18 protein-coding genes are annotated in these 21,802 nt (G+C 54.6%); 10 read left to right on the top strand and 8 right to left on the bottom strand.

What is annotated here, in order from left to right; all coding sequences use genetic code 11:
• The first annotated feature begins 115 nt into the window (after positions 1–115).
• Positions 116–1,222 (top strand): GGDEF domain-containing protein, encoded by a 1,107-nt coding sequence (locus AC3WOK_RS04240; RefSeq protein WP_492354002.1) that lies wholly within the window; start codon positions 116–118, stop codon positions 1,220–1,222.
• A gap of 9 nt (positions 1,223–1,231) precedes the next feature.
• Here the strand turns inward: AC3WOK_RS04240 and AC3WOK_RS04235 are convergent, their stop codons facing one another.
• Positions 1,232–2,218, bottom strand: a complete 987-nt coding sequence (locus AC3WOK_RS04235; RefSeq protein ID WP_492354001.1) for a GlxA family transcriptional regulator — start codon at positions 2,216–2,218, stop codon at positions 1,232–1,234.
• 121 nt (positions 2,219–2,339) lie between these two features.
• On the opposite strand from AC3WOK_RS04235, the gene AC3WOK_RS04230 reads away from it, so the two are divergent.
• Complete coding sequence (locus tag AC3WOK_RS04230; protein ID WP_492354000.1) at positions 2,340–3,131, top strand: alpha/beta fold hydrolase; 792 nt, start codon at positions 2,340–2,342, stop codon at positions 3,129–3,131.
• On the top strand, positions 3,100–3,714 hold the full coding sequence (locus AC3WOK_RS04225) for an FMN-dependent NADH-azoreductase (RefSeq protein WP_492353999.1): 615 nt from the start codon (positions 3,100–3,102) through the stop codon (positions 3,712–3,714). The genes AC3WOK_RS04230 and AC3WOK_RS04225 overlap by 32 nt, the downstream gene beginning before the upstream one ends.
• 50 nt (positions 3,715–3,764) lie before the next feature.
• Here the strand turns inward: AC3WOK_RS04225 and AC3WOK_RS04220 are convergent, their stop codons facing one another.
• On the bottom strand, positions 3,765–5,264 hold the full coding sequence (locus tag AC3WOK_RS04220) for an aldehyde dehydrogenase family protein (protein ID WP_063431491.1): 1,500 nt from the start codon (positions 5,262–5,264) through the stop codon (positions 3,765–3,767).
• 241 nt (positions 5,265–5,505) lie between these two features.
• Between AC3WOK_RS04220 and feaR the strand changes: the two genes are divergently transcribed.
• Positions 5,506–6,414 carry a transcriptional regulator FeaR gene (gene feaR / locus AC3WOK_RS04215; RefSeq protein WP_492354232.1) on the top strand — a complete coding sequence of 303 codons (909 nt, stop codon included), beginning with the start codon at positions 5,506–5,508 and terminating at the stop codon, positions 6,412–6,414.
• Here the strand turns inward: feaR and AC3WOK_RS04210 are convergent, their stop codons facing one another.
• The 3 genes from AC3WOK_RS04210 to AC3WOK_RS04200 are packed head-to-tail and all read right to left on the bottom strand — an operon-like array spanning position 6,415 to position 9,567.
• On the bottom strand, positions 6,415–6,732 hold the full coding sequence (locus tag AC3WOK_RS04210) for a YdbL family probable chaperone protein (protein WP_492353998.1): 318 nt from the start codon (positions 6,730–6,732) through the stop codon (positions 6,415–6,417).
• 7 nt (positions 6,733–6,739) lie between these two features.
• Positions 6,740–6,931: a YnbE family lipoprotein gene (locus AC3WOK_RS04205; RefSeq protein ID WP_492353997.1), complete on the bottom strand. Its 192-nt coding sequence runs from the start codon at positions 6,929–6,931 to the stop codon at positions 6,740–6,742.
• A complete protein-coding gene (locus AC3WOK_RS04200; RefSeq protein WP_492353996.1) occupies positions 6,928–9,567 on the bottom strand; it encodes a YdbH family protein in 2,640 nt (879 codons plus the stop codon). The genes AC3WOK_RS04205 and AC3WOK_RS04200 overlap by 4 nt, the downstream gene beginning before the upstream one ends.
• Positions 9,568–9,777: 210 nt before the next feature.
• On the opposite strand from AC3WOK_RS04200, the gene AC3WOK_RS04195 reads away from it, so the two are divergent.
• On the top strand, positions 9,778–10,767 hold the full coding sequence (locus tag AC3WOK_RS04195; protein WP_047348665.1) for a 2-hydroxyacid dehydrogenase: 990 nt from the start codon (positions 9,778–9,780) through the stop codon (positions 10,765–10,767).
• Positions 10,768–10,786: 19 nt separating this feature from the next.
• Here AC3WOK_RS04195 and AC3WOK_RS04190 read toward each other — a convergent pair whose 3' ends face one another.
• Complete coding sequence (locus AC3WOK_RS04190) at positions 10,787–11,992, bottom strand: MFS transporter (RefSeq protein WP_492353995.1); 1,206 nt, start codon at positions 11,990–11,992, stop codon at positions 10,787–10,789.
• A 453-nt stretch (positions 11,993–12,445) separates the two neighbouring features.
• On the opposite strand from AC3WOK_RS04190, the gene AC3WOK_RS04185 reads away from it, so the two are divergent.
• Positions 12,446–13,117 (top strand): MgtC family protein, encoded by a 672-nt coding sequence (locus AC3WOK_RS04185; protein ID WP_059311396.1) that lies wholly within the window; start codon positions 12,446–12,448, stop codon positions 13,115–13,117.
• A 167-nt stretch (positions 13,118–13,284) separates the two neighbouring features.
• Here AC3WOK_RS04185 and AC3WOK_RS04180 read toward each other — a convergent pair whose 3' ends face one another.
• Both AC3WOK_RS04180 and AC3WOK_RS04175 read right to left on the bottom strand, forming a co-directional pair.
• Complete coding sequence (locus tag AC3WOK_RS04180) at positions 13,285–13,776, bottom strand: hypothetical protein (protein ID WP_492353994.1); 492 nt, start codon at positions 13,774–13,776, stop codon at positions 13,285–13,287.
• The gene (locus AC3WOK_RS04175; RefSeq protein WP_492353993.1) at positions 13,760–14,569 is read right to left on the bottom strand and encodes a winged helix-turn-helix domain-containing protein; all 810 of its coding nucleotides are present in this window, start codon (positions 14,567–14,569) and stop codon (positions 13,760–13,762) included. Before AC3WOK_RS04175 ends, AC3WOK_RS04180 begins: the two co-directional genes overlap by 17 nt.
• Positions 14,570–14,911: 342 nt before the next feature.
• Between AC3WOK_RS04175 and AC3WOK_RS04170 the strand changes: the two genes are divergently transcribed.
• The 4 genes from AC3WOK_RS04170 to AC3WOK_RS04155 all read left to right on the top strand — a co-directional run bounded on the left by AC3WOK_RS04170 (position 14,912) and on the right by AC3WOK_RS04155 (position 21,741).
• Entirely contained in the window at positions 14,912–15,709 is a 798-nt protein-coding gene (locus AC3WOK_RS04170) for an EAL domain-containing protein (RefSeq protein ID WP_492353992.1), read from the top strand.
• Positions 15,710–15,832: 123 nt separating this feature from the next.
• Positions 15,833–17,002, top strand: coding sequence for an autotransporter strand-loop-strand O-heptosyltransferase (locus tag AC3WOK_RS04165; RefSeq protein WP_492353991.1), 1,170 nt, complete (start codon positions 15,833–15,835; stop codon positions 17,000–17,002).
• An 11-nt stretch (positions 17,003–17,013) separates the two neighbouring features.
• Positions 17,014–21,159, top strand: a complete 4,146-nt coding sequence (locus AC3WOK_RS04160; protein WP_492353990.1) for an autotransporter outer membrane beta-barrel domain-containing protein — start codon at positions 17,014–17,016, stop codon at positions 21,157–21,159.
• 60 nt (positions 21,160–21,219) lie between these two features.
• A complete protein-coding gene (locus AC3WOK_RS04155; protein ID WP_059311324.1) occupies positions 21,220–21,741 on the top strand; it encodes a helix-turn-helix transcriptional regulator in 522 nt (173 codons plus the stop codon).
• The last annotated feature ends 61 nt before the right edge of the window (positions 21,742–21,802 follow it).

The raw sequence follows: 21,802 nt of genomic DNA, 5'->3' as shown, positions 1-21,802 counted from the left end.
CCTACCGGGCAATTGCCCGGTTTTTTTTGCCTATGCAATTGAGGTTCGTCCAGGCTTGCTTATAGTTACTGATATCTCACCTGCATGATTTATCCCCCGGACGGGAAAAGACTTTATGGAAAAAAGAAAAAAAACGACATTTGAACGGGCAACCTGGCCGACGCGCCATGCCATGGTCATGCATGGACTGGCGATGAACCTGCCGTGGCTGGCTTTCGTCAACGTTAGCTTCGCCGTGATGATCCTGCTGCGACATATCCTGCTTAAGGCCGGCGATCCCCTTTATCCGACCACATCGCATCTGACGAAAATGGTCGATGCCTCAATGCTCGGGATTATTATCCTCTCTGCCGCGCTGGTCCTGATGGCCTGGCGGCGCATTGCCGGCATCAGCGCGGTGCTGTTTATCTGTAGCGCCATCTGGTCGGTAGCCTGCTTCTGGTTTATAACCCAGCTGCTGCTGCCTCACGTCTGGCCGCTGTGCGTCATTTTATTGCTCGCTGGCTTAACGGCGCTCTACTTTTACCCTGAGGGGTTAGTCGCCTTTGTGCTCCCGCTCTGGATCACCCTGCCGGTCGCCAGCTGGCGGCTCAATGACGGTCTCAATCTTCACTTCGTCGTCATCTGGAGCGTTTTTACGCTGATCCTCATCTGCGGGCGTTTCATCCTGTTAAGCTGGTTTGACGAAGCCTGGCGGCGCAACCAGCAAAATCAGCTGCTGATCTCCAGGCTGGACGCGCTGGCGCATCAGGACCCGTTAACCAAAACCGCCAACCGCCGGAAAATGGAAGTGGTGCTGGAAAACGCCGTTGAGCAGAAAAAAGCCTTCTCTGTGATCATGCTGGATATCGACTATTTCAAGCGCTACAACGATACCTACGGGCATCAGGCGGGTGACGAATGTCTGACGCGCGTGGCGCGGGTGCTGAAGCAGTCGGTGCGTACACCTGAGGATGTGGTCTCTCGCTACGGCGGGGAAGAGTTTCTGGTGATTCTGTTTAATTGTCCTGAAGCCATCGCGGAAAAGGTTGCCCTGCGTATTCAGGACGGCCTGCGCGCGGAGTCTATACCGCACGGCTCCTCAACCGTCAGCGACCACGTCACCGTGAGCATGGGCATTGCGAGCATGGCGGAGGGGTTAGCCGGGACCGAGATCATCGCACGCGCCGACGCGGCGCTGTACCGGGCGAAAGAGGCCGGGCGGGATCGGGTATGCCGCTGAGACCGGCGGCTATTCCACATGCCGCTCGGCGACCCACTTACGGTATTGCCCGGGCGACATTCCCGTCACGCCAGCGAATGCGCGTCTGAATGCCGTGTCGTCAGCGTAACCGCAAGCCTCAGCAATCTGCCCTATCACGTTCCCCGGCTGCTCCAGGAGCCGCATCGCCTTTTCAATTCGCATGCGCGTCAAAAAGTTTTTGGGGCTTTCATTCATCTCTTCCGCCATTTTTCGGTGCAGGGTGCGGGTGGTCATATTCAGCACCCGCGCAAGCTGCTCCACGGTAATCGCCGGATTTTCATACCGGACGATGTGTTCCGCTTTCATAATCATCGGGTGTACTGAGTTTAAAAAACCAGCCGGCGCGTAAACCTGCTGAGACATCGGCTGGCTGTCAGCCACGGCCATATCGGCCGTCAGGCGCGCCAGCTTCTGCCCCGCGTGCAGACGAATGATGTGCAGCGCCAGATCAACCCACGAGAGCGGACCTCCGGAGGTGATAATCCGTGCGTCCTGCACCAGCGCCTTACCCCACACCGGTTTGCTGAGCGGATAACGCTGGCGAAAAGTGTGGTAAAGCCACCAGGTCGTGGTGCATGTCCGGCCATTTAGCACCCCCGCCTCGGCGAGAACCAGCCCGCCGGCACAGGCTCCCGCCAGCATCGCACCCTGACTATGCTGGCCCCGCAGCCATTCTCCCGCCTCGTGGACCGCCGCCGGCGAGACCGGGCGCTTTTGCTCGTCAAGCTTCATCCCGCTGACAATCACGAGATCGAAGTTTCCCCCGGTGGTAAAACTCCCGTCGGCGTCAATCAGCCGGCCCTGTGCGTCCGGAACCGGCGTCCCCTCCGCCGTGATGATGGCCGCTTCAAAAGCAGAAATGCCCTCGCCGTCCGGCTGCTGGGCAATCACCTCATTGGCCAGCCAGAACATATCGCAGAGCCCAGCCACGGCTGACTTCATGCTGCCGGGTAACGCTAAAATGCCAATTTTCATGATTCAGGCCTGAGCAGAATGTCTGATTTCGTATGTTAACCGTCATTTCGGACACTACAAGCGTCATTACACCTCTCGTTACACTGTGCTTCACCGTTACTCAGAAAATTACGTCACGCCTATGAAACCGACACGCTTGCCCGCTCTTCTCACTTTGCTGTGCCTGGCCGCGTCGCAGCCAGTGCAGGCGCGGATTAATAACATCGTCCTCGTGCACGGAGCCTTTACCGATGGTTCCGTCTGGCAGGCGGTAATCGGTCGCTTGCAGTCCCGGGGCTACCGCGTCACGGCGGTGCAGAACCCCCTGACCTCGCTGAAGGATGACGTCGCCGCCACGGAGCGCGTCATCGATCGCCAGCAAGGGGATGTCGTCCTGGTCGGGCACTCCTGGGCCGGCGCGGCGATCGCCCAGGCGGGCAATAACCCGAAGGTGAAGAAGCTGGTTTTCCTTTCCGCCCTTGCCCCCGACAGCGGAGAATCGGTCGCCTCTCTTCTGACCCGACTTAACGCACCGATGGCGGACATGCGCCCGGATAAGCAGGGATTAATCTGGCTCGACGATCCCGTCGCTTATCAGCGCGTGATGGCCAACGACCTGCCTCTCAGCCGCGTAAAAGTGCTTACGGCGACCCAGCAACCTATCGCCGCAGGCGCCTTTAGCGAGAAGGTTGAGCACGCCGCCTGGCGTGAAAAGCCCTCGTGGTATCTGCTGACCGAAGACGATCGCGCCCTCTCTCCCGGCGTCCAGCAGCAGCTTGCCGGTGCCATGCACGCCACCGTCATGCGGATTAAGAGCAGCCATATGTCGATGATTTCCCATCCGGACGCCGTCAGCCAGCTTATCGAACAAGCAACCCAGCCCGACGTAAAGGAAACCAAAAATGAAGATCCTGCATATAGATTCAAGCATTAACGGCGAGTTCTCACTTTCACGTCAGCTGACGGCAGAGGTGGTTCGCCAGCTCGCGTCAGACAAGGTGGTCTACCGTGACGTCGTTAAGACGCCCGTTGCCCATCTCACCGGCACCGTTGCCGCCGGCTTCCGGCCGCTGCGGATAGCCACGGACGCGACGGCGGAAGACGTCCGCGAACACCGGCTGTCCGGGGAGCTGGTGAACGAGTTTCTCGACAGCGACATTATCGTGATCGGTGCGCCTATGTATAACTTCTCCGTCTCAACGCAGCTTAAAGCGTGGTTAGATCGACTGGCCCAGCCGGGAAAAACCTTCAGCTATACCCCGACGGGCCCGGTGGGACATGCGACCGGCAAGAAGATTATTGTCGTCTCCACCCGAGGGGGGATCTATCACGGTACGCCAATCGCGGACATGGATTTTCAGGAGCGATACCTGCAGAAGTTTTTTGGCTTTCTGGGCATCGACAGCGTGGAATTCGTGCGGGCTGAAGGAGCGACGCGCGGTGAGGAGATCCGCGCTAAAGGCGTTGCGCAGGCGTTTGACGCTATTCCGTCCGCCATCGCCGCCTCGCTAAAATAGCCATCGGGTGAAAGCATGCCGGGTAAGCGTAGCCGCCACCCGGCTTGTTTTTAGTACCGCACGCACACCGATTTGGTTTCGCACCAGCCGTCCAGCCAGTCCGGGCCAAAGTCGCGTCCGGTGCCGGACTGCTTCATCCCGCCGAACGGCAGGTTGGCGTCGATCAGCGTATGGCTGTTCACCCATACGGTGCCCGCCTGCAGCCTGTCGGTATACTCCAGCGCCTTGCTGATATTCTGCGTCCAGACGCTGGCCGTCAGGCCATATTCGGTGTCGTTTGCCAGCTGGAGCGCCTCTTCCCCGTCGGAGACGCGCACCAGGTTGACCACCGGGCCGAACACCTCTTCGCGGGTCAGCCGCAGCGCGGCATCCGGGTTCACCACCAGCGTAGGCGAAACGTAATAGCCTTTGCCTTCCGGGCCACGGTTCCCGACGATCAGCTCCGCGTGGCGAGACTTCGCTTCATCGAGGAAGGTCTGCACCTTGTCGCAATGCGCGCGCGACACCAGCGGGTTGATAAACGCCTCCGGGGACATGCCCGGCCCGACGCTCAGGGATTTCACCGCCTGCTCAAACCCGCTGACCAGCGTGTCAAACAGCGGCGCTTCAATATAGATGCGGGAGCTTGCCGCGCAGACCTGCCCCTGGTTCAGGAAACTGCCGGTCATTAAGCCTTCTATCACCCACGCCGGGTCGGCATCTTTCAGCACAATGGCCGGGTTTTTCCCCCCCAGTTCGAGAGTCACCCCGGTCAGCGTGTCCGCCGCCGCGCGGGCAATGTGCTTGCCCGTTGCCGTTGAGCCGGTAAAACTGACCTTGGCAATATGCGGATGCGAGGTCAGCGCTGCGCCACACACCGCGCCACTTCCGGTCACCACGTTAAACACGCCTTCCGGAATGCCGGCTTCGCTGGCCAGCTCCGCCACGCGCAGCATGGTCAGCGGCGTGGTTTCAGACGGTTTAATGACGATAGAGCAGCCCGCGGCCAGCGCTGGCATCACTTTCCACATTCCGATCATCAGCGGGAAGTTCCAGGGCACAATCCCGGCCACCACGCCAACCGGCTCTTTGCGCGTCCACGCCTGGTAGCGTGCGCCCTGCGGCAGCGGAATGGAGAGGTCGAGCGTTTTACCCGCAATTTTGGTGGTCAGCCCGGCGGTATAGCGCATCCAGTTGAGGGTGCAGCCGACTTCAAAGGCGCGCGAAATGTTGATGGATTTGCCCTGCTCCAGCGTTTCAAGCTGGGCCAGCTCCTCGCTGTGCTGTTCAACCAGATCGGCGAAACGGAGCAGGATCCGCTCGCGTTCAGCGGGTAATTTTCCGGCCCAGCTGCGGGCGACAAAGGCGCGCCAGCCGGACATCACCGCGCGGTCGACGTCATCGACGCTGGCATCGGCAGTGGAGGCAATCACCTCGCCGGTGGCCGGGTTGTAGACATTCAGCCGTTTTTCACTGTCCGACGCGGCCTGACGCCCTTCAATCCACAGGCCATGGTGTCGGTCTAAGAACTGCTGCACGGCAGGCTGAATAGCCACCTGTGATTCAGACATAGGATACTCCTTCGTTATTATTCGCAGGGTGTTAATCCAGTCTAAGAGGGGTTTCGCATTCTCGCTTTTGTCTCTGTGACATTCGCTTTGCCACCTGTGACAGGCTCCGCAAATCGTGATAATTCCGTCTTATATCGCTGTCCCCGGTGAGTGTTCTTTCCTATAGTCAGCCCCAGAGCTCTGACAAAATGCAACACAAATGCAACAATGCGAAAACGTTGACGGTGCAGTGAGAGAAGCGATGGCGTGTGCAAGCGAGCAGGAACAGTATCAGCAGTGGCTGGCGCAAATTAACCAGGTTTGCGGGCGCTTTAACGCGCGTCCTCTGGAGGGAAAATTCTTCGGTGAACTGGAAACCAGCTACGCGCGCAGCCTGAAGCTCAGTACCGTTACCGCTGGCGGCGTTAACCTGTTTCGCTCTCGTCAGGAGATCGCTCAGAGTAACGATGCCTGGTTCTATACCGTTTTCCAGCTTGAAGGCAGCGCGGAGATTGAACAGGACGACCGCCGCGCGGTGCTTAAAACCGGTGATATCACGCTGCTTGACGCATCGCGCCCCTGCTCAATCAACTGGCAGGAAAAATCCCGCCAGATTTCTCTGCTGGTCCCCCGCCAGATTATTGAGCAGCAGTGTCGGTTTCAGGAGATAAGCTGCGCGCTCCCCCTTTCCCGCTCGTTGCCGACGGTCCAGCTGAGCCATCGCCTTTTGATGGACAGCATGAGCAACGCCGACCTGAGTGACCGGGAGAGTGAAGCGGCGCTCGAGGCGATGGTCTGCCTGCTGCGCCCCGCTTTCCAGCAGCGCGAGCTGATTCAGCCGCGTAAGGAACGCCAGTTCCAGCACGTGGTGGCGATGATTGACGACCATATTCAGTCTGAATCTCTGCGCCCGGAATGGATTGCCGCCGAGAGCGGAATGTCCGTGCGCAGCCTCTACCGCATGTTTGCCGAGAAGGGGCTGGTGGTGGCGCAGTACATCAAAAACCGTCGTCTGGATCTCTGCGCGCAGGTGCTGCGCTCGGCCGGGGATGATGAAAAGCTGGCGGGGATTGGCTACAGCTGGGGGTTCACCGACCATAGCCATTTTTCAACGGCATTTAAGCAGCGTTTTGGCGTCTCACCGGGCGAATACCGCAGGCGCTACCGCTAGCTACTTCCTGAGCCATTTTCCGTTAATGCCCTTCACGTACTCGCCCGGCTGCGCGCGAGCAACCAGTTTTTGACCCGCCATTTTTGCCACTTCATCGACAGGCAAATTATTGCTGTCGGCCAGCTTCTGGTAGTTCTCCGCGCGCGCCGCGTTGATACGACTGACCAGCGCCAGCGTTTCCGCGTCCTGTTGAATCGGGGCAAGATAGCCGCTGAGGGTTTCCCCCACGCGCCCCTGCGACCGCGCATCGTTTAAGGTCAGCGCAGCCGCCTGCACGTTCAACCCGACTGCCAGTAAAATCAGAGCTAATCGTTTCATGACGTCCTCAGAACAGATCGCTACGCGATTTCAGCAGGGTTTCAACGTCTTTATCGACCTTAATATGGATCTCATGTTCGATTTTGACATTCATATTGATGGTAATCGGCTCCTTTGGCGCAGCGACTTCAATACGCGGCGTACAGCCGATCAGTAGCGCGGCAGCGGCAACGGTGAGCACACCAGCCATCTTTTTCATTGTTGTTCCTCACTTTCCTTGCCAGTCGAACTGCGGGGAGCAGGTATCGCGGCATGTTGCTCAAACCAGGTTTGCAGGTTGTCTCCAAAACGCAGGCTGCGCCAGAGGGTAAAGATATTCTCGTCATGGGTATAGTTCAGGTTGACGGAGCTGCTTTTGCCATCCACGCGGCTGGTCCCCTTGATGGTCGCCTGCATGGTTAATTCACCCAGGTTATCTAAATTGATTCTCGTCCACGAACGCGAAATTTCCATATAGCGGAGCCAGTTAATCGCGGCGCCCGCTACCATATTATCTTTCACGATGGCGTCTGCCGTGTCTTTATCGATGCGCAACGTCATGGGTCCCGGATTGGTCAGCCAGCCATCTTTAATGATCCATTTTTCATTGTCCAGCCAGAACGGCAGCGCCCCGCTGACCGGGCCCGACATGGCAAACTGTTTCGGATTAACGGCGCTGATCAGTTCGCTCGAGGAGATATTGTCCACGCGCAACAGGGCCGGATCGTGCTGCGGCATCCTCAGCTGCTGCATGGTGATCTTCCCGCCGAGGGTTTCCACCTTCACGTTGGTGAGCAGAAGCGGATTGTCCTCCGTCCAGGGATAATCCCCCTGTAAGTCGGCGGTGATGTTGCGCGCGGTCACCAGGTTTACGACTTCGCCAATGCGCAACGTGACCGGGCCGCGCGTGCCCAGGGACCAGGTCCCCTCGCTGAAGCGGAACGGCAGCACAAAATCAACTCCGTTGATCTGGTTATCCGGCATCCAGGCGCTGCCGGACTTCAGCACCCCGTGCCCACCCGCTTCAAAGCCCTGGTCGGCCGCCGCCGAGAAGGCGACCTGCGCATAGAGTTCCCCGTCGCGCAGCGTCATTTTCCAGTCCGGCGGGATCAGAGGCTGGAATACGGTGAGCGACTGTTTCGGCCACCAGGCCTGCCCGCGAAGGCGTACGCCATCCCAGCGACCGTTGACCTGCACCGGGCCGATTTTGTCCGCATGCAGGTCGCCCTTAAACTGGAATATCGTCGGGTCGGTGCCGTCGACGCTGAAGGTCAGGACCGACGGCGGCAAAAAGCTGCCGCCGGAGAAACGGGTTTGCCCGGCGTTGAGCGACAGCGCGCCGCTGAAGCTCGGCTTTGCAGGATCGCGGAACCAGCGCACCGGCCGATCCAGCACCAGACGCGGCTTGCTAACTTCCATCGTGCCGTACTGGAGCTTGTCAAAGCCGGTGGAGAGCGCCGTCAGCTCGATAAGCTTGTCGCGCCACTCGCCTTTTCCGGCAACATCCCAGCGGGCATTCATCGGCGTAAAGCCGCCTTTCCCCCAGTAGCGCCACTGCCACAGGCCGTTGTCGGGTAAAAAGTCGTTGGCCTGTCCGTCCAGGTGGAGCTCAAAATCACCCATCTCGTTCTCATGGGCGCGCAGAATGGCCTGTAGACGTCCGTCCACGCCCTTCTGCGTCAGCTTAACGCCCGCCAGCGGCCAGCGGATTTCATCGATGTCGAGTGAGTTGATGATGCGCCCGCGCGAGCGGAGCAGCGCGCCCGGCTCAAAGTCGAGCTGCGGTTCATAAAGGCTACCGGTCAGTTTTGCCGGCAATCTGGCGTAAAGAATGAGATCGTTTTGCTTCGCCTCGCCGCTCAGGTGCAGCGGCATTTCGCTGTTTTCCATGCTGAGCCTGCCGGGACCAATATTCAGTACGGCGTTGCCTTTGCCCGCATCGCCGTGCGTCAGCACGTTCAGTCGTCCGGTCAGGGTGGCTTTCTCCAGCCCCTGCTGCCAGTTGTCGACGCGAAGCGAAACGCGCCCGCTCAGCGGCATACCGGAAAGATCCCAGTTCCAGCGCCCGTCGCTGATATTTAGCTGTTCCGCGGTTACCTGCCACGGCAGGTCGAGCAGCGGATCGGGGTTGTCTCGCGCCATCACCACCAGCTGCCCCTGATTCTCTTCCCAGTCGAGATCGGCATCGACCAGGGACGTTAACTGTGGCACGTTAAAGGTCGCGACCGCGTGGCCCTTCACCGGTACGCCGTCCGGAACCAGCGGCAGGGTGAACTCGCCCACCAGCTTAATAGGCTGCGGTTGATCCGGAAGCTGAATATCGAACTGGCTGACGGAGAGCGTCTGGCCGCGAAGCGTTCCTTTAATGCTGACCTGCTCGCCTTTGTAGGCGATCTCCTGGCTTGAGGGGGTCAGCGACGCGTTCAGCTCCCCCTGCCACTGCTGCCAGGGGGAAAGCGTCAGACGATGAACGGTGAGCCAGGTATTGGGCAATACCGCCTGCCACTGGGCCAGCGTTTTGGGGGCAACCGTTGACGGCGCGGACTGGGGAATTTTGCTGAGGCAGACCGAGTTTAAATCCAGCGCGCCGATATCCAGCTTCCAGCGGCTGGGATGTGACAGCGTCACGTTATTGATGCGGGCAATCTCGCAGTCTTCAACCAGATAGCGGAGATCGGGGATAACCAGCGCGTGACGAGTGAGCCTCGGGCTCTCTTCGAAAGCAATGCGCGTCCCGACGGGCAGCCAGATCCCGGCGAGCGTCGGTACCCACTGGGCGAGCGTCATCAGCAGCGTCAGCGGCACCAATATGAACAGCAGTAAAAGCGCAAGTGCGGCTTTGTATTTACCCTTCATGGGCAGTTAATATCCTGATTTAGCGAAAGAATTAAGCCGACAGTGCCGATCATTGTCGCATGTTTAGCCAGTTAGTTGAAGGGAATGCCATTTTTAAGGATAGATGCTCTAGAATAATTGATAGAACTTATTGAATTAAATAATATTTTAGAAATTGTAAGATAATTTTAATCATGCTAACGTGAAGGTAAAATCACTGGAGAAAGTCTTATGAAACTCGCGGTATATAGCACAAAGCAGTACGACAAAAAGTATCTGCAACATGTTAACGAGGCTTACGGGTTTGAGCTTGAATTTTTCGACTTTCTGCTGTCCGAGAGAACCGCCAAAACGGCGCACGGCTGTGAAGGCGTCTGCATCTTTGTTAACGATGACGGCAGTCGTCCGGTGCTGGAGGAGTTGAAAAAACAGGGAGTGAAATACATCGCCCTGCGCTGCGCGGGATTTAACAACGTGGACCTCGACGCGGCGAAAGAGCTGGGTCTGAAGGTGGTTCGCGTGCCGGCGTACTCCCCGGAAGCGGTCGCGGAACATGCGATTGGCATGATGATGTCGCTCAACCGTCGTATTCACCGCGCTTATCAGCGTACCCGTGACGCCAACTTCTCGCTGGAAGGGCTCACCGGCTTTACCATGTACGGCAAAACCGCCGGCGTGATCGGGACCGGTAAAATTGGCGTGGCTGCCCTGCGCATTCTGAAAGGCTTCGGCATGCGTCTGCTGGCGTTCGATCCGTACCCAAGCGCTGCGGCGCTGGATCTGGGCGTGGAGTACGTCGACCTGCCGACCCTGTTCTCGCAGTCTGACGTTATCTCCCTGCACTGCCCGCTGACGCCGGAGAACTACCACCTGCTCAATCAGGCGGCGTTTGACCAGATGAAAGACGGCGTGATGATCATCAACACCAGCCGCGGCGGATTGGTTGACTCCCAGGCCGCTATCGAAGCGCTGAAGACTCAAAAAATTGGCGCGCTGGGGATGGACGTGTATGAGAACGAACGCGATCTGTTTTTTGAAGACAAGTCTAATGATGTGATTCAGGACGACGTGTTCCGTCGCCTCTCTGCCTGCCACAACGTGCTGTTTACCGGACACCAGGCGTTTCTGACCGCCGAAGCGCTGATCAGCATTTCAGAAACGACGCTGGGGAATTTACAGCAGCTGGAAAAGGGTGAAGCCTGCCCTAACGAACTGGCTTAAGCCCAACGCCGGGTGGCGTCTATACCTCACCCGGCACGTTTGTTTCCCAGCTCCGGTGAGCAACGCGCCACCAGAGCAGAACGGCCAGCAGGGCAATCGCGCTCAGTACGCTGAATGCCGTCGCAAATGAGTAGTGCCCCGCGATCGTGCCGGTTAACGCCGGACTCATCGACGCCCCAACCCCTTGCATCAGCATCACCACGCTCTGCCCGGCATTGACGTGCCCGCTTCCGCGCAATAGCACCACAATAAACGACGGTACCACGACACCCAGGATCCCGGCGGCCAGCCCGTCGAGAATTTGTACCGGAATCATCATCAAGGGAGCGTCCGTGGACGCCGCCAGCGCCGCGCGCACCGGCATCACCAGCAGCGCCAGCATGATTAAGCGCCAGTAGCCGTAGCGCTCTATGCGATGAGAGACCCAGATGGCGACGGGGATCATCACCGCCTGAGAGATGATGACGGTGCCCGCCGCATACAGGCCGGGGTTAATCGAGGCGGGGGCCGCTGCAACCCTCATGCTCAGCATCGGCAGCAGCGCGGCGTTTGCCAGGTGGAACAGCAGCAGCGTCAGGCCGGTCACAAACAGCGCGCGGTTTTTCATCAGCACCGTAAAGCCGGGAACCGGCAGGCTCTCTGAGGATGACAACCCCCGCGCGGCATTGTTATCGATATCGCCGCTGCGAATGGCCAGCAGCGCGCACAGTGTTAGCAGCGTCGTGCAGGTCATCAGCAGGAATATCCCGCCGACGCCCCAGTACCAGGCGATGCCGCCCGCAATCAGCGCGGTAGCAAAGTTGCCGCCATGATTGAACGCCTCATTTCTGCCCATCTGCGCGCTGAACCCGCTCTGGCCGGTCAGCCCCAGCGTAATCCCCGCAATTAGCGGCCCGACAAACGCCGCACAGATACCCGTTACTATCTGCGAAATAGCCACGATACCGCTCTGCTGACTAAACCAGAGCAGAAGCGTACTGAGGGTGATGAGCAGGCACACCAGCGCCAGCACGGTCCGCTTGCTACGTGAGGTGTCGGTGATGAACCCTGCCGGTAGCGTGGCCAGTAACCCCGCCAGACCTCCTGCCGTCATCAGTATGCCGATATCATCGGGGGTCCAGTGACGTTCGGTCAGAAAAATACCGAGAAAGGGACCTAGGCCATCGCGAACATCTGCGATGAAAAAACTGGTCAGGCATAATGCCCGCAGCGAACGAAGAGACATACTTCCTGCCTTTGCATGTTATCGCCGGTAAAAAAGCAAAATGTAGTTTATCGGGTGTTTTTGAAAATCAGATGACGTCTTAAAACACTCATCCCGAACTTAAACAATTCATAACGGACGTGGCTTTTTCGCTTTACTGAACATCACTCCTGATTATACTGGCACTAAATTTATACAGGAGCTCTTCGTTGGAAAGCCATTTTATATTTGATACGAAGGTAAGCTGACGCGAATTTCTCGCTGCTTGCCTTCACGGTGGGCAGCAATCCTCTTTAAGCGATTGCATCCCGACACATAAAGTACCGCTCAATTGTGGGGCATCGCGATGTTCATGTTTACACATTCACTCTTTCCGCCACCCTCGTCCTGACATGCTACGTGTTTAGGGCGTCATGGTGTCTTTTATGAAGCACTGACGCTTATTATTTAATAATGTTAACAGGCGACAGGCTGATGTTCCCTTATATCTCTCATCTGCTCGCAGCGATGCTGCTGGGCGCAATTATTGGCGCCGAAAGACAATGGCGCCAGCGTATGGCCGGGCTTCGTACCAATGCACTGGTCGCCACGGGCGCGGCGGTGTTCATTTTAAGTTCCGTGTCCACCTCACCTGACAGCCCGGGGCGCATCGCAGCGCAGATAGTCTCCGGAATAGGATTTCTTGGCGCAGGCGTCATTATGCGCGAGGGGATGAATATCCGTGGCCTGAATACCGCCGCAACGCTGTGGTGCTCGGCCGGAATTGGCGTATTATGCGGCTTAGGGCAGTTCTGGAATGCCGCCATGGCCAGCTTGATTATCCTTTGTGCCAACATATTGCTTCGTGAAGCCGCACAGAGGATTAATCAACTGCCTGCGATCCATGAGGGCGAAAAATGCTATGTCCTGAAAATCACCTGCAGTGATGAGCATGAAGATGCGGTGCGGCAAAGTGTGCTAAGCATGGCGAAAGAGTTGACGATTAGCGTGAAAGGCATTTATTCCACCACGACGCAGGCGGAAGGAACAACCGAAATTCGGGCTGAGGTGATTACGCGCGAAGAATATCGAAAATTACTCGATCAGATTATGGGCACTATTGGCGGAAATAAAATTATTGCGTCCGTAAGCTGTCACGCAATTTGAAAAAATCGGGCGTTACAAAAGAAAATTCACGCTACTCACCCAACCCGACAGACAAAGTCTTCTCACGACTTTTTGCGCGAATTTTTTACAGGAGAATAGTTCCGGAAGTGTTAAGGACGAGTACCTTGCTGAGGGAAAGGCATCTCCCTCAGCAAGCGTTCGGTTGTTTACCCTTCCCTGTTCACGCACAGAGCAAACGGCGACTGTAAGTTTCCTATCAACCAACCATTACTGGAAGGCTCAACTCTCAGCTGGCGAACCGTTCCATCCGGGACATAAAAGAAACTGCTTTTGAAGCTCTCCTCATCGGCCGCGTCGCGGTGAGTTTTCACGTAACGCGTATCCATTATGGAGATCTCGCCGGGCCTGTTCATTTCATAACTGAACAATACTGTTCTTGAGATAATTTTAGACCCTTTATCAGAGTGAATATTTCCTGACAAGACAGCTTGACCATCATGGTTTTCGTCTAAACGAAAGACCAGATCCAACGTCGCAATGAAATCAGGATCCTGATGGTTATAGCGTAGAATCGTTGAGCAGTTAACTTTTAGAAAATTTTGATTCTGCCGTTTGTGTACATAGAACCAAACAGATAACGCCAGCACAACGAGTAGAAGTATAGCAATCAACCCTGTTTTTTTAGTGAGTGCGTTCATAACCATTCCAATAGTTATTTAGACAGGAAATGTATTTATCGTTTCTTGACGTACATCGACTGATGAAAGCTCGTCCCTTGTTGCCGTAAAGATATGACTCAGAAACCTGATACAAGAATGAGGTTCCGTCCAGACAGTCAATTCCATTGGCCTTTGCCAACTCGATGAACAAGTCTTTTTTTTGTTCAGAAAGCGATGCGGAATTTCTTTGTACAGTGTATACAGGGCACGATCCATACTTAAAGAGAAAATAAGTCTTCAATTCTCTTACCTGAGCCAAGTCTTTGGATGGAACCCTAAGCCCTAAAGTAATCAAGGTCGCGCTTATTAAAAAGACTGTCAATGCCAGAGCGATCGGTAAATGTCTATATTTAACCCGCACGAGCGAGAGTTCTTCTACTACTTGCGCATCATTTTTTTCATCTTCTAACCGAGGCTCATCCTCAATAGTGGATTGAGTCTGAACCCTTACCTCGACATCACTATTAAACATAAAACCAACGCGAGGCACTGTAGTAATACACTCCTCGACAATCCCAAACTGTACGAAATGCTTTCTAAGTTCGGAAATGTATTTGTTTAGCGTGTGACTAGAAGAACGGAGACCATGAGCATCCCATACGCTATCCAGAAGTTCATTTCGCGTCAGAACCTGACCATGCTTTTCCAGAAGACATGCAAGAAGTCTGTTCATTGTCAGGGTCAGAATGACAGTAGAGCCTTCGTCTCCGGATGGCCATATAGCACCATCTTCCGAGCGATAGAAAACCCTATTATCAATCACGAAAACCATCTCTGACTCCTTATCCATGATGGTAATTGAATGGTTTCTCTCGTTTCTCCAACTTACGGAAACCCATCAGCTTCATTCTTTCATCCTAGCACAGCCAGGCGCAGCAGCAGTTCTTGCAGTAATATTGCTTGTAAATGGATTCATGCTTAGAACATTGATTTGTAATTTAACAAATTCACGATACATATACCTGCATTGCGTTTTTGGTTGATAGGATTATTCGCAGAAGTGAATGAGCAGGTTCTTAATCTCCAGGAGTAGTCATCCGCCCTACCGCCATTCACAGTCCCGGGAACGAAGAGACAGCTCGGGTAGCGAATCCAGTAGATAAGGAGCGACATTATGATAAGCACCAAAATGCTCATGAAGGCAGAACGTTTTTTCATCAAAGCTCGTACAGTGATTAGAGAAACAATCTTATCAGCGGAACTGACTGGTGCTGAATTTGTTCCCTTCATCCAGCCGGTATGTAAGGGCGATAAGATCGTAGGCGGAGAGGTATTACTCAGAGTTCTTAAAGACGGGATTTACCAATCTCCCGAAAAATACCTCTCTGCAATGGAATCATGCGAGGTGATTAATGATGTTACTTGTAGCCTGATGTCTGATGTTAAAGCATTTTTTGAAGACTATGAAGGAACTCTACCTGAAGACTTTTATCTTTCCTTCAATATCTGTGCGAGACAGTTGAACTCTTCAAGAGTTATTGAAGCAGTGACGAACTTTAAGAAAGTATTCGACGGACGCATTGATGTCACACTAGAAATTGTCGAACGTGGAACAATGAACCTGGACGACTTTGCACTCGATGCTATGCAGCAACTTACTGAGTCAGGTGTGCGATTTGCGATTGATGATTTCGGTAGCGGGAGTTCATGCCTTAAATATATTGAACATGCAGGTTTCTCAACAATCAAGATTGATAAATGCCTCACAATTGCCAGCAATGGATCATTAATCTATTCCGCGGTGATTGATTCAATTATCACTCTCGCAGAGCGGCTGCAAATTCATGTCATTGCTGAAGGTATAGAAAATAAGGAACAACTATCGCTTTTGAAAGATAAAGGGGTGGATATTTTTCAGGGTTATCTATTTTCAAAACCTGTAAGCATGCACGAGTTTTGCACGCACATATAACATTTTTCAAAAGCATAAACACAGCTATTCGCAACCTTTCATGGAACAGCATTACTTAAATAACAGTAGTGCACTCAACCTATTTGTTACAGATTTAAAATTACCACCGAGGACAAATTATATATGTCAGCTAACTTCCCAAACCCTCCAGAGCTTCCGTCATGCACAGGACCGGACGGAATTCTTTATGACTTTAACTATGGCGCGCGCGTTTTGCTTCCGGAAGGAAAATGGCACGTCATCTTAATGGATGACGACAGCGGCAATATTCTCTTCAGCTGTGATTCAGAAGGCGGTTGGGTTACCAGTAATAAAAAATATTACGTCCGTTTCCGCATTCAGGTATTCCACCAGGGATCGACTAGCCCGGTCCTGGATGAAACGTTAGATATGAAGGATAAGCCCGTTGTTATCTTTTTCCCTACGGGCACGCTGGGCGACATGCTTGGCTGGTTCCATTACGCAGAGCGTTTTCGCCAGCTGCACCGCTGTCAGCTTGAGTGCGTCATGGGGCAGGAAATTATCGAGTTGCTCAGCGCGCAATATCCGGAGATCACGTTCTCCACAAAGGACCATCTGCAAACGGTAAATCCCTACGCGTCCTGGTATGTCGGCCTTTTCTTTAAGGGTGATACCACTCATCAGCCCATCGATTTCAGGAAGGTCGGCTTCCACCGCAATGCCGGCTATATCCTCGGGGTCGATCCGCGGGAGTGCCCTCCCCGACTGAAGCTGGATGCAGAACGGAAAATTGCTGAGCCATATGTCTGCATCGCCGCGCAGTCCACCAATCAGGCGAAGTACTGGAACAACGGCCATGGCTGGGCAGAGGTGGTTGCCCACCTAAAATCTCTGGGATACCGGGTGCTGTGCATTGACCGACATGCACATTACGGCCAGGGCTTCGTCTGGAACCACATTCCTCAGGGCGCCGAAGACTTCACGGGGGACATTCCGCTCCAGGAGCGTGTGGACCTGTTAAAGCATGCAAGCTTCTTTATCGGACTGGGCAGCGGGCTGTCATGGCTTGCCTGGGCGTCCGGGATCCCTGTGGTGTTAATCAGCGGATTCAGTCTCCCCAATAGCGAATTTTACACCCCCTGGCGAGTGTTCAGCAGCCATGGCTGTAACGGCTGCTGGGATGACACGTCCGTTGATTTTGACCACGTGGATTTTTTGTGGTGTCCGCATCACAAGAACACCCCTCGACAGTACGAGTGCACAAGTCTGATCACCGGTCGTCAGGTTATCGGCATGGTGGACCGTCTGCATTCAGGATTAGTTGATAAGTAAGGAAAATAAACATGAACAAGATCTACACCACAGTCTGGTGCGAGTCGCGCCAGCAGTGGATTGTTACCTCTGAACTCGCGACCGGGTCCGGTCGCCCGAAGCTGACGCCGAAGAAAAGCGCACTGGCGTTACTGCTGGGTGCCGTGCTGCTGCCTTCAGGTCCGGTTATAGCTGCGGATTATGTGGGCGTGATAGTAACGGGTGTACAGGCTATTCATTCAGGCGATACGGCCACCTCCTCCACCATTAACAGCGGAGGTAGCCAGTTAATCACTACCGGAGGTTATGTCTCTATCACCACGATCAATAGTGGTGGTGCTCAGATCATTTCCAGTGGTGGCTCGGCCACTTCCACGATGATTAGCGGTGGAGGACAACTCGTCTCCGGAGGCACCGCCTTCAGAACCACCATTGGCAAGAGTGGTTATATTGTTGGTGGCTATCAGGACATATTTAATGGTGGTTCAGCCACCTCCACCACCATCCACTATTCTGGTATTCAGCGCGTTTCCAGTGGTGGTCTAGCCACCTCATCCATCATCAACGCCTTAGGTACCCAGCACGTCTTTAATGGCGGTTTGGCCGCCTCTACGACCATCAATAACCAGGGCGCGCAACACATCTCCAGTGGTGGCTCGGCCAACAAGACGACAATCAGCGGCTTTGGCGGCACTCAATACGTATCAAGTGGAGGCACAGCGACTTCCACTACCATTCACAGTGGTGGCTATCAGCGCGTTCAGGGCGGCTCAGCCACCTCTACCACCATTAATAGTGGTGCTTATCAATACATATCTAGTGGCGGTTCGGCCAACATCACTACCGTCAGCGGCGGTGCTCAGAACGTTTACAGTGGCGGCTCGGCCAATGACACCACCATCAACAGCGGTGGTCGGCAGTCCGTTTCAAGTGGCGGGTCGGCCAACATCACTACCATCAGCGGCGGTGCTCAGAACGTTTACAGTGGCGGCTCGGCTACCTCCACTTCCATAAACAGTGCTGGTCTTCAGCAAATCTCCAGTGACGGAACGGCCACCTCGACTTCCATAAACAATGGTGGTCAACAGAGCATCTACAGTGGCGGCTCGGCCACCTCTACTGACATTTACGGCGGTGGTATTCAAAATGCGTACGGCTCGGCCACCTCTACTAACATCAACAGCGGTGGTGAACAGAACATCTTTAATGGTGGCTCTGCCATCTCCACTACCATCTACAATGGTGGTCAACAGAACATCTCTAGTGGCGGCACTGCCATTAGTACTACCATTAACAGTGGTTATCAATACGTTTCCAGTGGCGGTTCGGCCAACATCACTACCATCAGCGGCGGTGCTCAGATCGTTTACAGTGGCGGCTCGGCCACTGACACCACTCTTGATGGCTGGGGCTATCAGACCGTCTTCGCTGGCGGTTTGGCTACATCTACCACTCTCAACAGTGGTGCCCGACAGTACGTCAATGGTGGCTCGGCGACCTCTACCACCATCAATAGTCGTGGTGAACAACACGTCAACAGTGGTGGTTCGGCCACATCTACAACCATCAAAGGCGGTGGAAATCAGTACATTAACAGTGGCGGATCGGCCACTGACACCATAATTAATAGTGGAACTCAGAGCATTTCAGATGGCGCTTCGGCTAACTTTACTGAAATCATTAGTGGCGGATATCAGTTCATTTCTAGTGGCGGCTCGGCCACTTCTACAACCATCACGCTCGGCACTCAGTACGTTTCAAATGGCGGCTCGGCCACTTCTACAATCATCACACGCGGCAATCAGTGGGTCAAAAGTGGAGGTTCGGCCACTGTCACTACCCTTGATGGTGGGCACCAGCACGTATCCAGTGGCGGCTCGGCCACTTCTACAACAATCACAAACGGCACTCAGCACGTTTCAAGTGGTGGCGTTGCTACTAGCACCACCATCAGTGGTTCTGGTTACATTTTTAATGCCCTGTCTAACCTGGAAGGAGGTACTGCCATTAGCACCACCATCACTTCAGGCGCTCAATTCGTCAGCAATGGCGGCGCAGCTATTTCCACTACCCTCAACAGTGATGGCATTCAGATCGTCTCCAGTGGCGGTTCGGCCACTGTCACTATCATCAGTGGTGGCGGTAAACAGAACATATCCAGTGGCGGAACGGCCATCTCGACTTTCATAAGCAATGGTGGTCAACAGAACATTTACAATGGCGGCTCGGCCACCTCTACTGACATTTACGGCGGTGGGATACAGAACGTATCCAGTGGTGGCAAGACCACTAACACGACCATCAGCAGCGGCAAGTCCTGGCTGATGACCGGCGCAGTGGCCGACGGCAAAACCATAGTGAGCGCGGGAGGCGTACTGCTGATGAACGCAGGCTCTCTCGCAACGGACGTCAACATCCAGGGAGGCACCCTCTCTGTCAATGACCTTTCCGATGCCACATACGGTACGGACACTGCTCAGGTCGATAAGCTCACCATGGACGGCGGTAACGTCAACTTCCTGCGTAACAGCGACGGTCAATTCGCGAAGTTGACGATTATGGAGCTGAACGGCACCGGGAACTTTCTACTTAACACCTCTTTGGCTGATAAAGCCGGCAACTACGTCACGATTGAGCAGGGTACCGGTCAGTTTGGTCTTGCCGTTAATGATTCCGGTAAGGAGATATCAGACCACACTGATCTGACACTGAACCTCATCCATGAGAAAGGCGGTTACATAGACTTTGAAATGGTCACGGCGTCCGGTCGAAGTACCAGATTCGTGGACGGCGGTACGTACATGTACACCCTGTACAGCCAGCAGGATAAGGACGGCCTCACCGGCGGTAACGTCTGGTATCTGGGGGCCATGGGGAGTGGCGGCGAGAATCCAGGTGGTGAGAATCCAGGTGGTGAGAATCCAGGCGGCGAAAACCCGGGCGGTGAGAACCCCGGTGGCGAAAACCCTGGCGGTGAGAACCCGGGCGGTGAGAACCCGGGCGGTGAGAACCCGGGCGGTGAGAACCCGGGTGGTGAGAACCCTGGTGGTGAGAACCCTGGCGGTGAGAACCCTGGCGGTGAGAACCCTGGCGGTGAGAATCCGGGCGGTGAGAATCCGGGCGGTGAGAATCCGGGCGGTGAGAACCCTGGTGGTGAGAACCCTGGCGGTGAGAACCCTGGCGGTGAGAATCCGGGCGGCGAGAATCCGGGCGGTGGTGACAACGGCAACGCAGGAGGTAACGGAAATGGCGGTAAGAAGCCAATGACCACACCTGCAACTGATGCCATTCTGGCCATGTCCAATGCAGGTCTGAACGTCATCCATTCCGAGCTGGATGGCCTGCGCACGTATCGCGCGAGTCTGGATAAAACCGGACCAGAAAGCAACGTATGGGGACACTACCTCGGCAGTAAAAGTGACATTGATACAAGCAATGGCGCAGCCTATAAGTTGAGCCAGAACGGACTTGAGATCGGTGCTGATACCCGTACTGACTTTGACCGAGGCAGCGTTGTCACTGGCGCATTCATGTCCTTTAGCGATAACAAAGTGAAACATGCCCGCGGCGGCACAAGCAAAATCGACAGCTATGGTCTTGGCCTGTATGCCACGTGGTTTGACGCCAGTGGGTTCTACGCTGACGGCGTAGTGAAAGGTAACCGTCTTAACAACAAACTGAGAGCAGTTATGACTAACGGAGGTAAAACCGGCGGTGACTGGAAGCAGTATGCACTCAGCACCGCCGTTGAAGGTGGTTATCAGTTCGATCTCAATGATGATATAAGCATCACGCCTTATGGACGCCTGGCGTTTGTTCAGATGACGAGTGAGGATGTGAAACTCAGTAACGGCATGAAAGGTAATACGGGCTCACCGCGTTCTGTCACGGGTGAAGCCGGTGCGAAGATTGCCGGGAAGTTCAATATTGGCTCGACTGAGTTCAAACCTTATCTGTCAGCTGCAGTGCTGCAGGAGTTTGCTAACTCCAATGAGGTCACGATCAATGAGCGCAATCGCTTTGACAACAACGTCAAAGGCACTTCAGGCAAGTACGGTCTGGGCGCTTCAGTCGATGTTGGCAAAGACGTAACCTTGTACGGTGAGGCTAATTATCGTCAGGGCAGCCAAATCGAAACACCGATTCAGGGTGTGGCAGGTATCCGTATCGGATTCTGATGTTACCAGAGGGGCCTTTAGGCCCCTTTTCACTTTGTTCTGAGATGCTCAGGTTTTTTTATGCCTCACATGATTTTGACGAAAGATGTATTTTTGAATAAAGCGCTGTCTGTCATTCTCCAGCAAGCGTCCCCCAGCAGAAAGCTTTGCATCGTAGATATTGAATCATTCAGAAGCCTGGGAGCCATTTTCAACCTTCTGAAAAGGAAGAAACTTACGGAACACCATCAGGTGATCTTCATCGGTGGCAAGGATGTCAGTTCAAGGGTCCTGCAGCCACTTGTGACGATTTACAGGAAATCCTGCTTTATCGAGTTTCGAAAACAACTCACTAGCGGGCGGATGCATTCTCCTGAGTATGTGTTAAATCACATTGCGCGCTGCAGGAGTCTCAGCATGCTTTCAGACCAGGAAAAAAAGACTCTCTTTGCCCTGCTGGATACTGATGACACTGTTGCGGCTGCAAGGAAAATTTACCTGTCACCCAAAACTGTCTATACCTACACCAATAATATAGGGCACAAACTTAACCTCAATTCGATACTTCAGGTCAGACAGTTTATTCACTCAGAATTCGAATAGCCGTTGCGTGAAAAATACAAAAAAACCGGGCGCGAGCCCGGTTCTGCTACCAGCTAACGGT

Source organism: Enterobacter sp. FW301-JW81, from assembly GCF_058788735.1.
The sequence above is the reverse complement of the archived record's forward strand: the minus strand, read 5'-3'. Positions and strand labels throughout refer to the sequence as shown.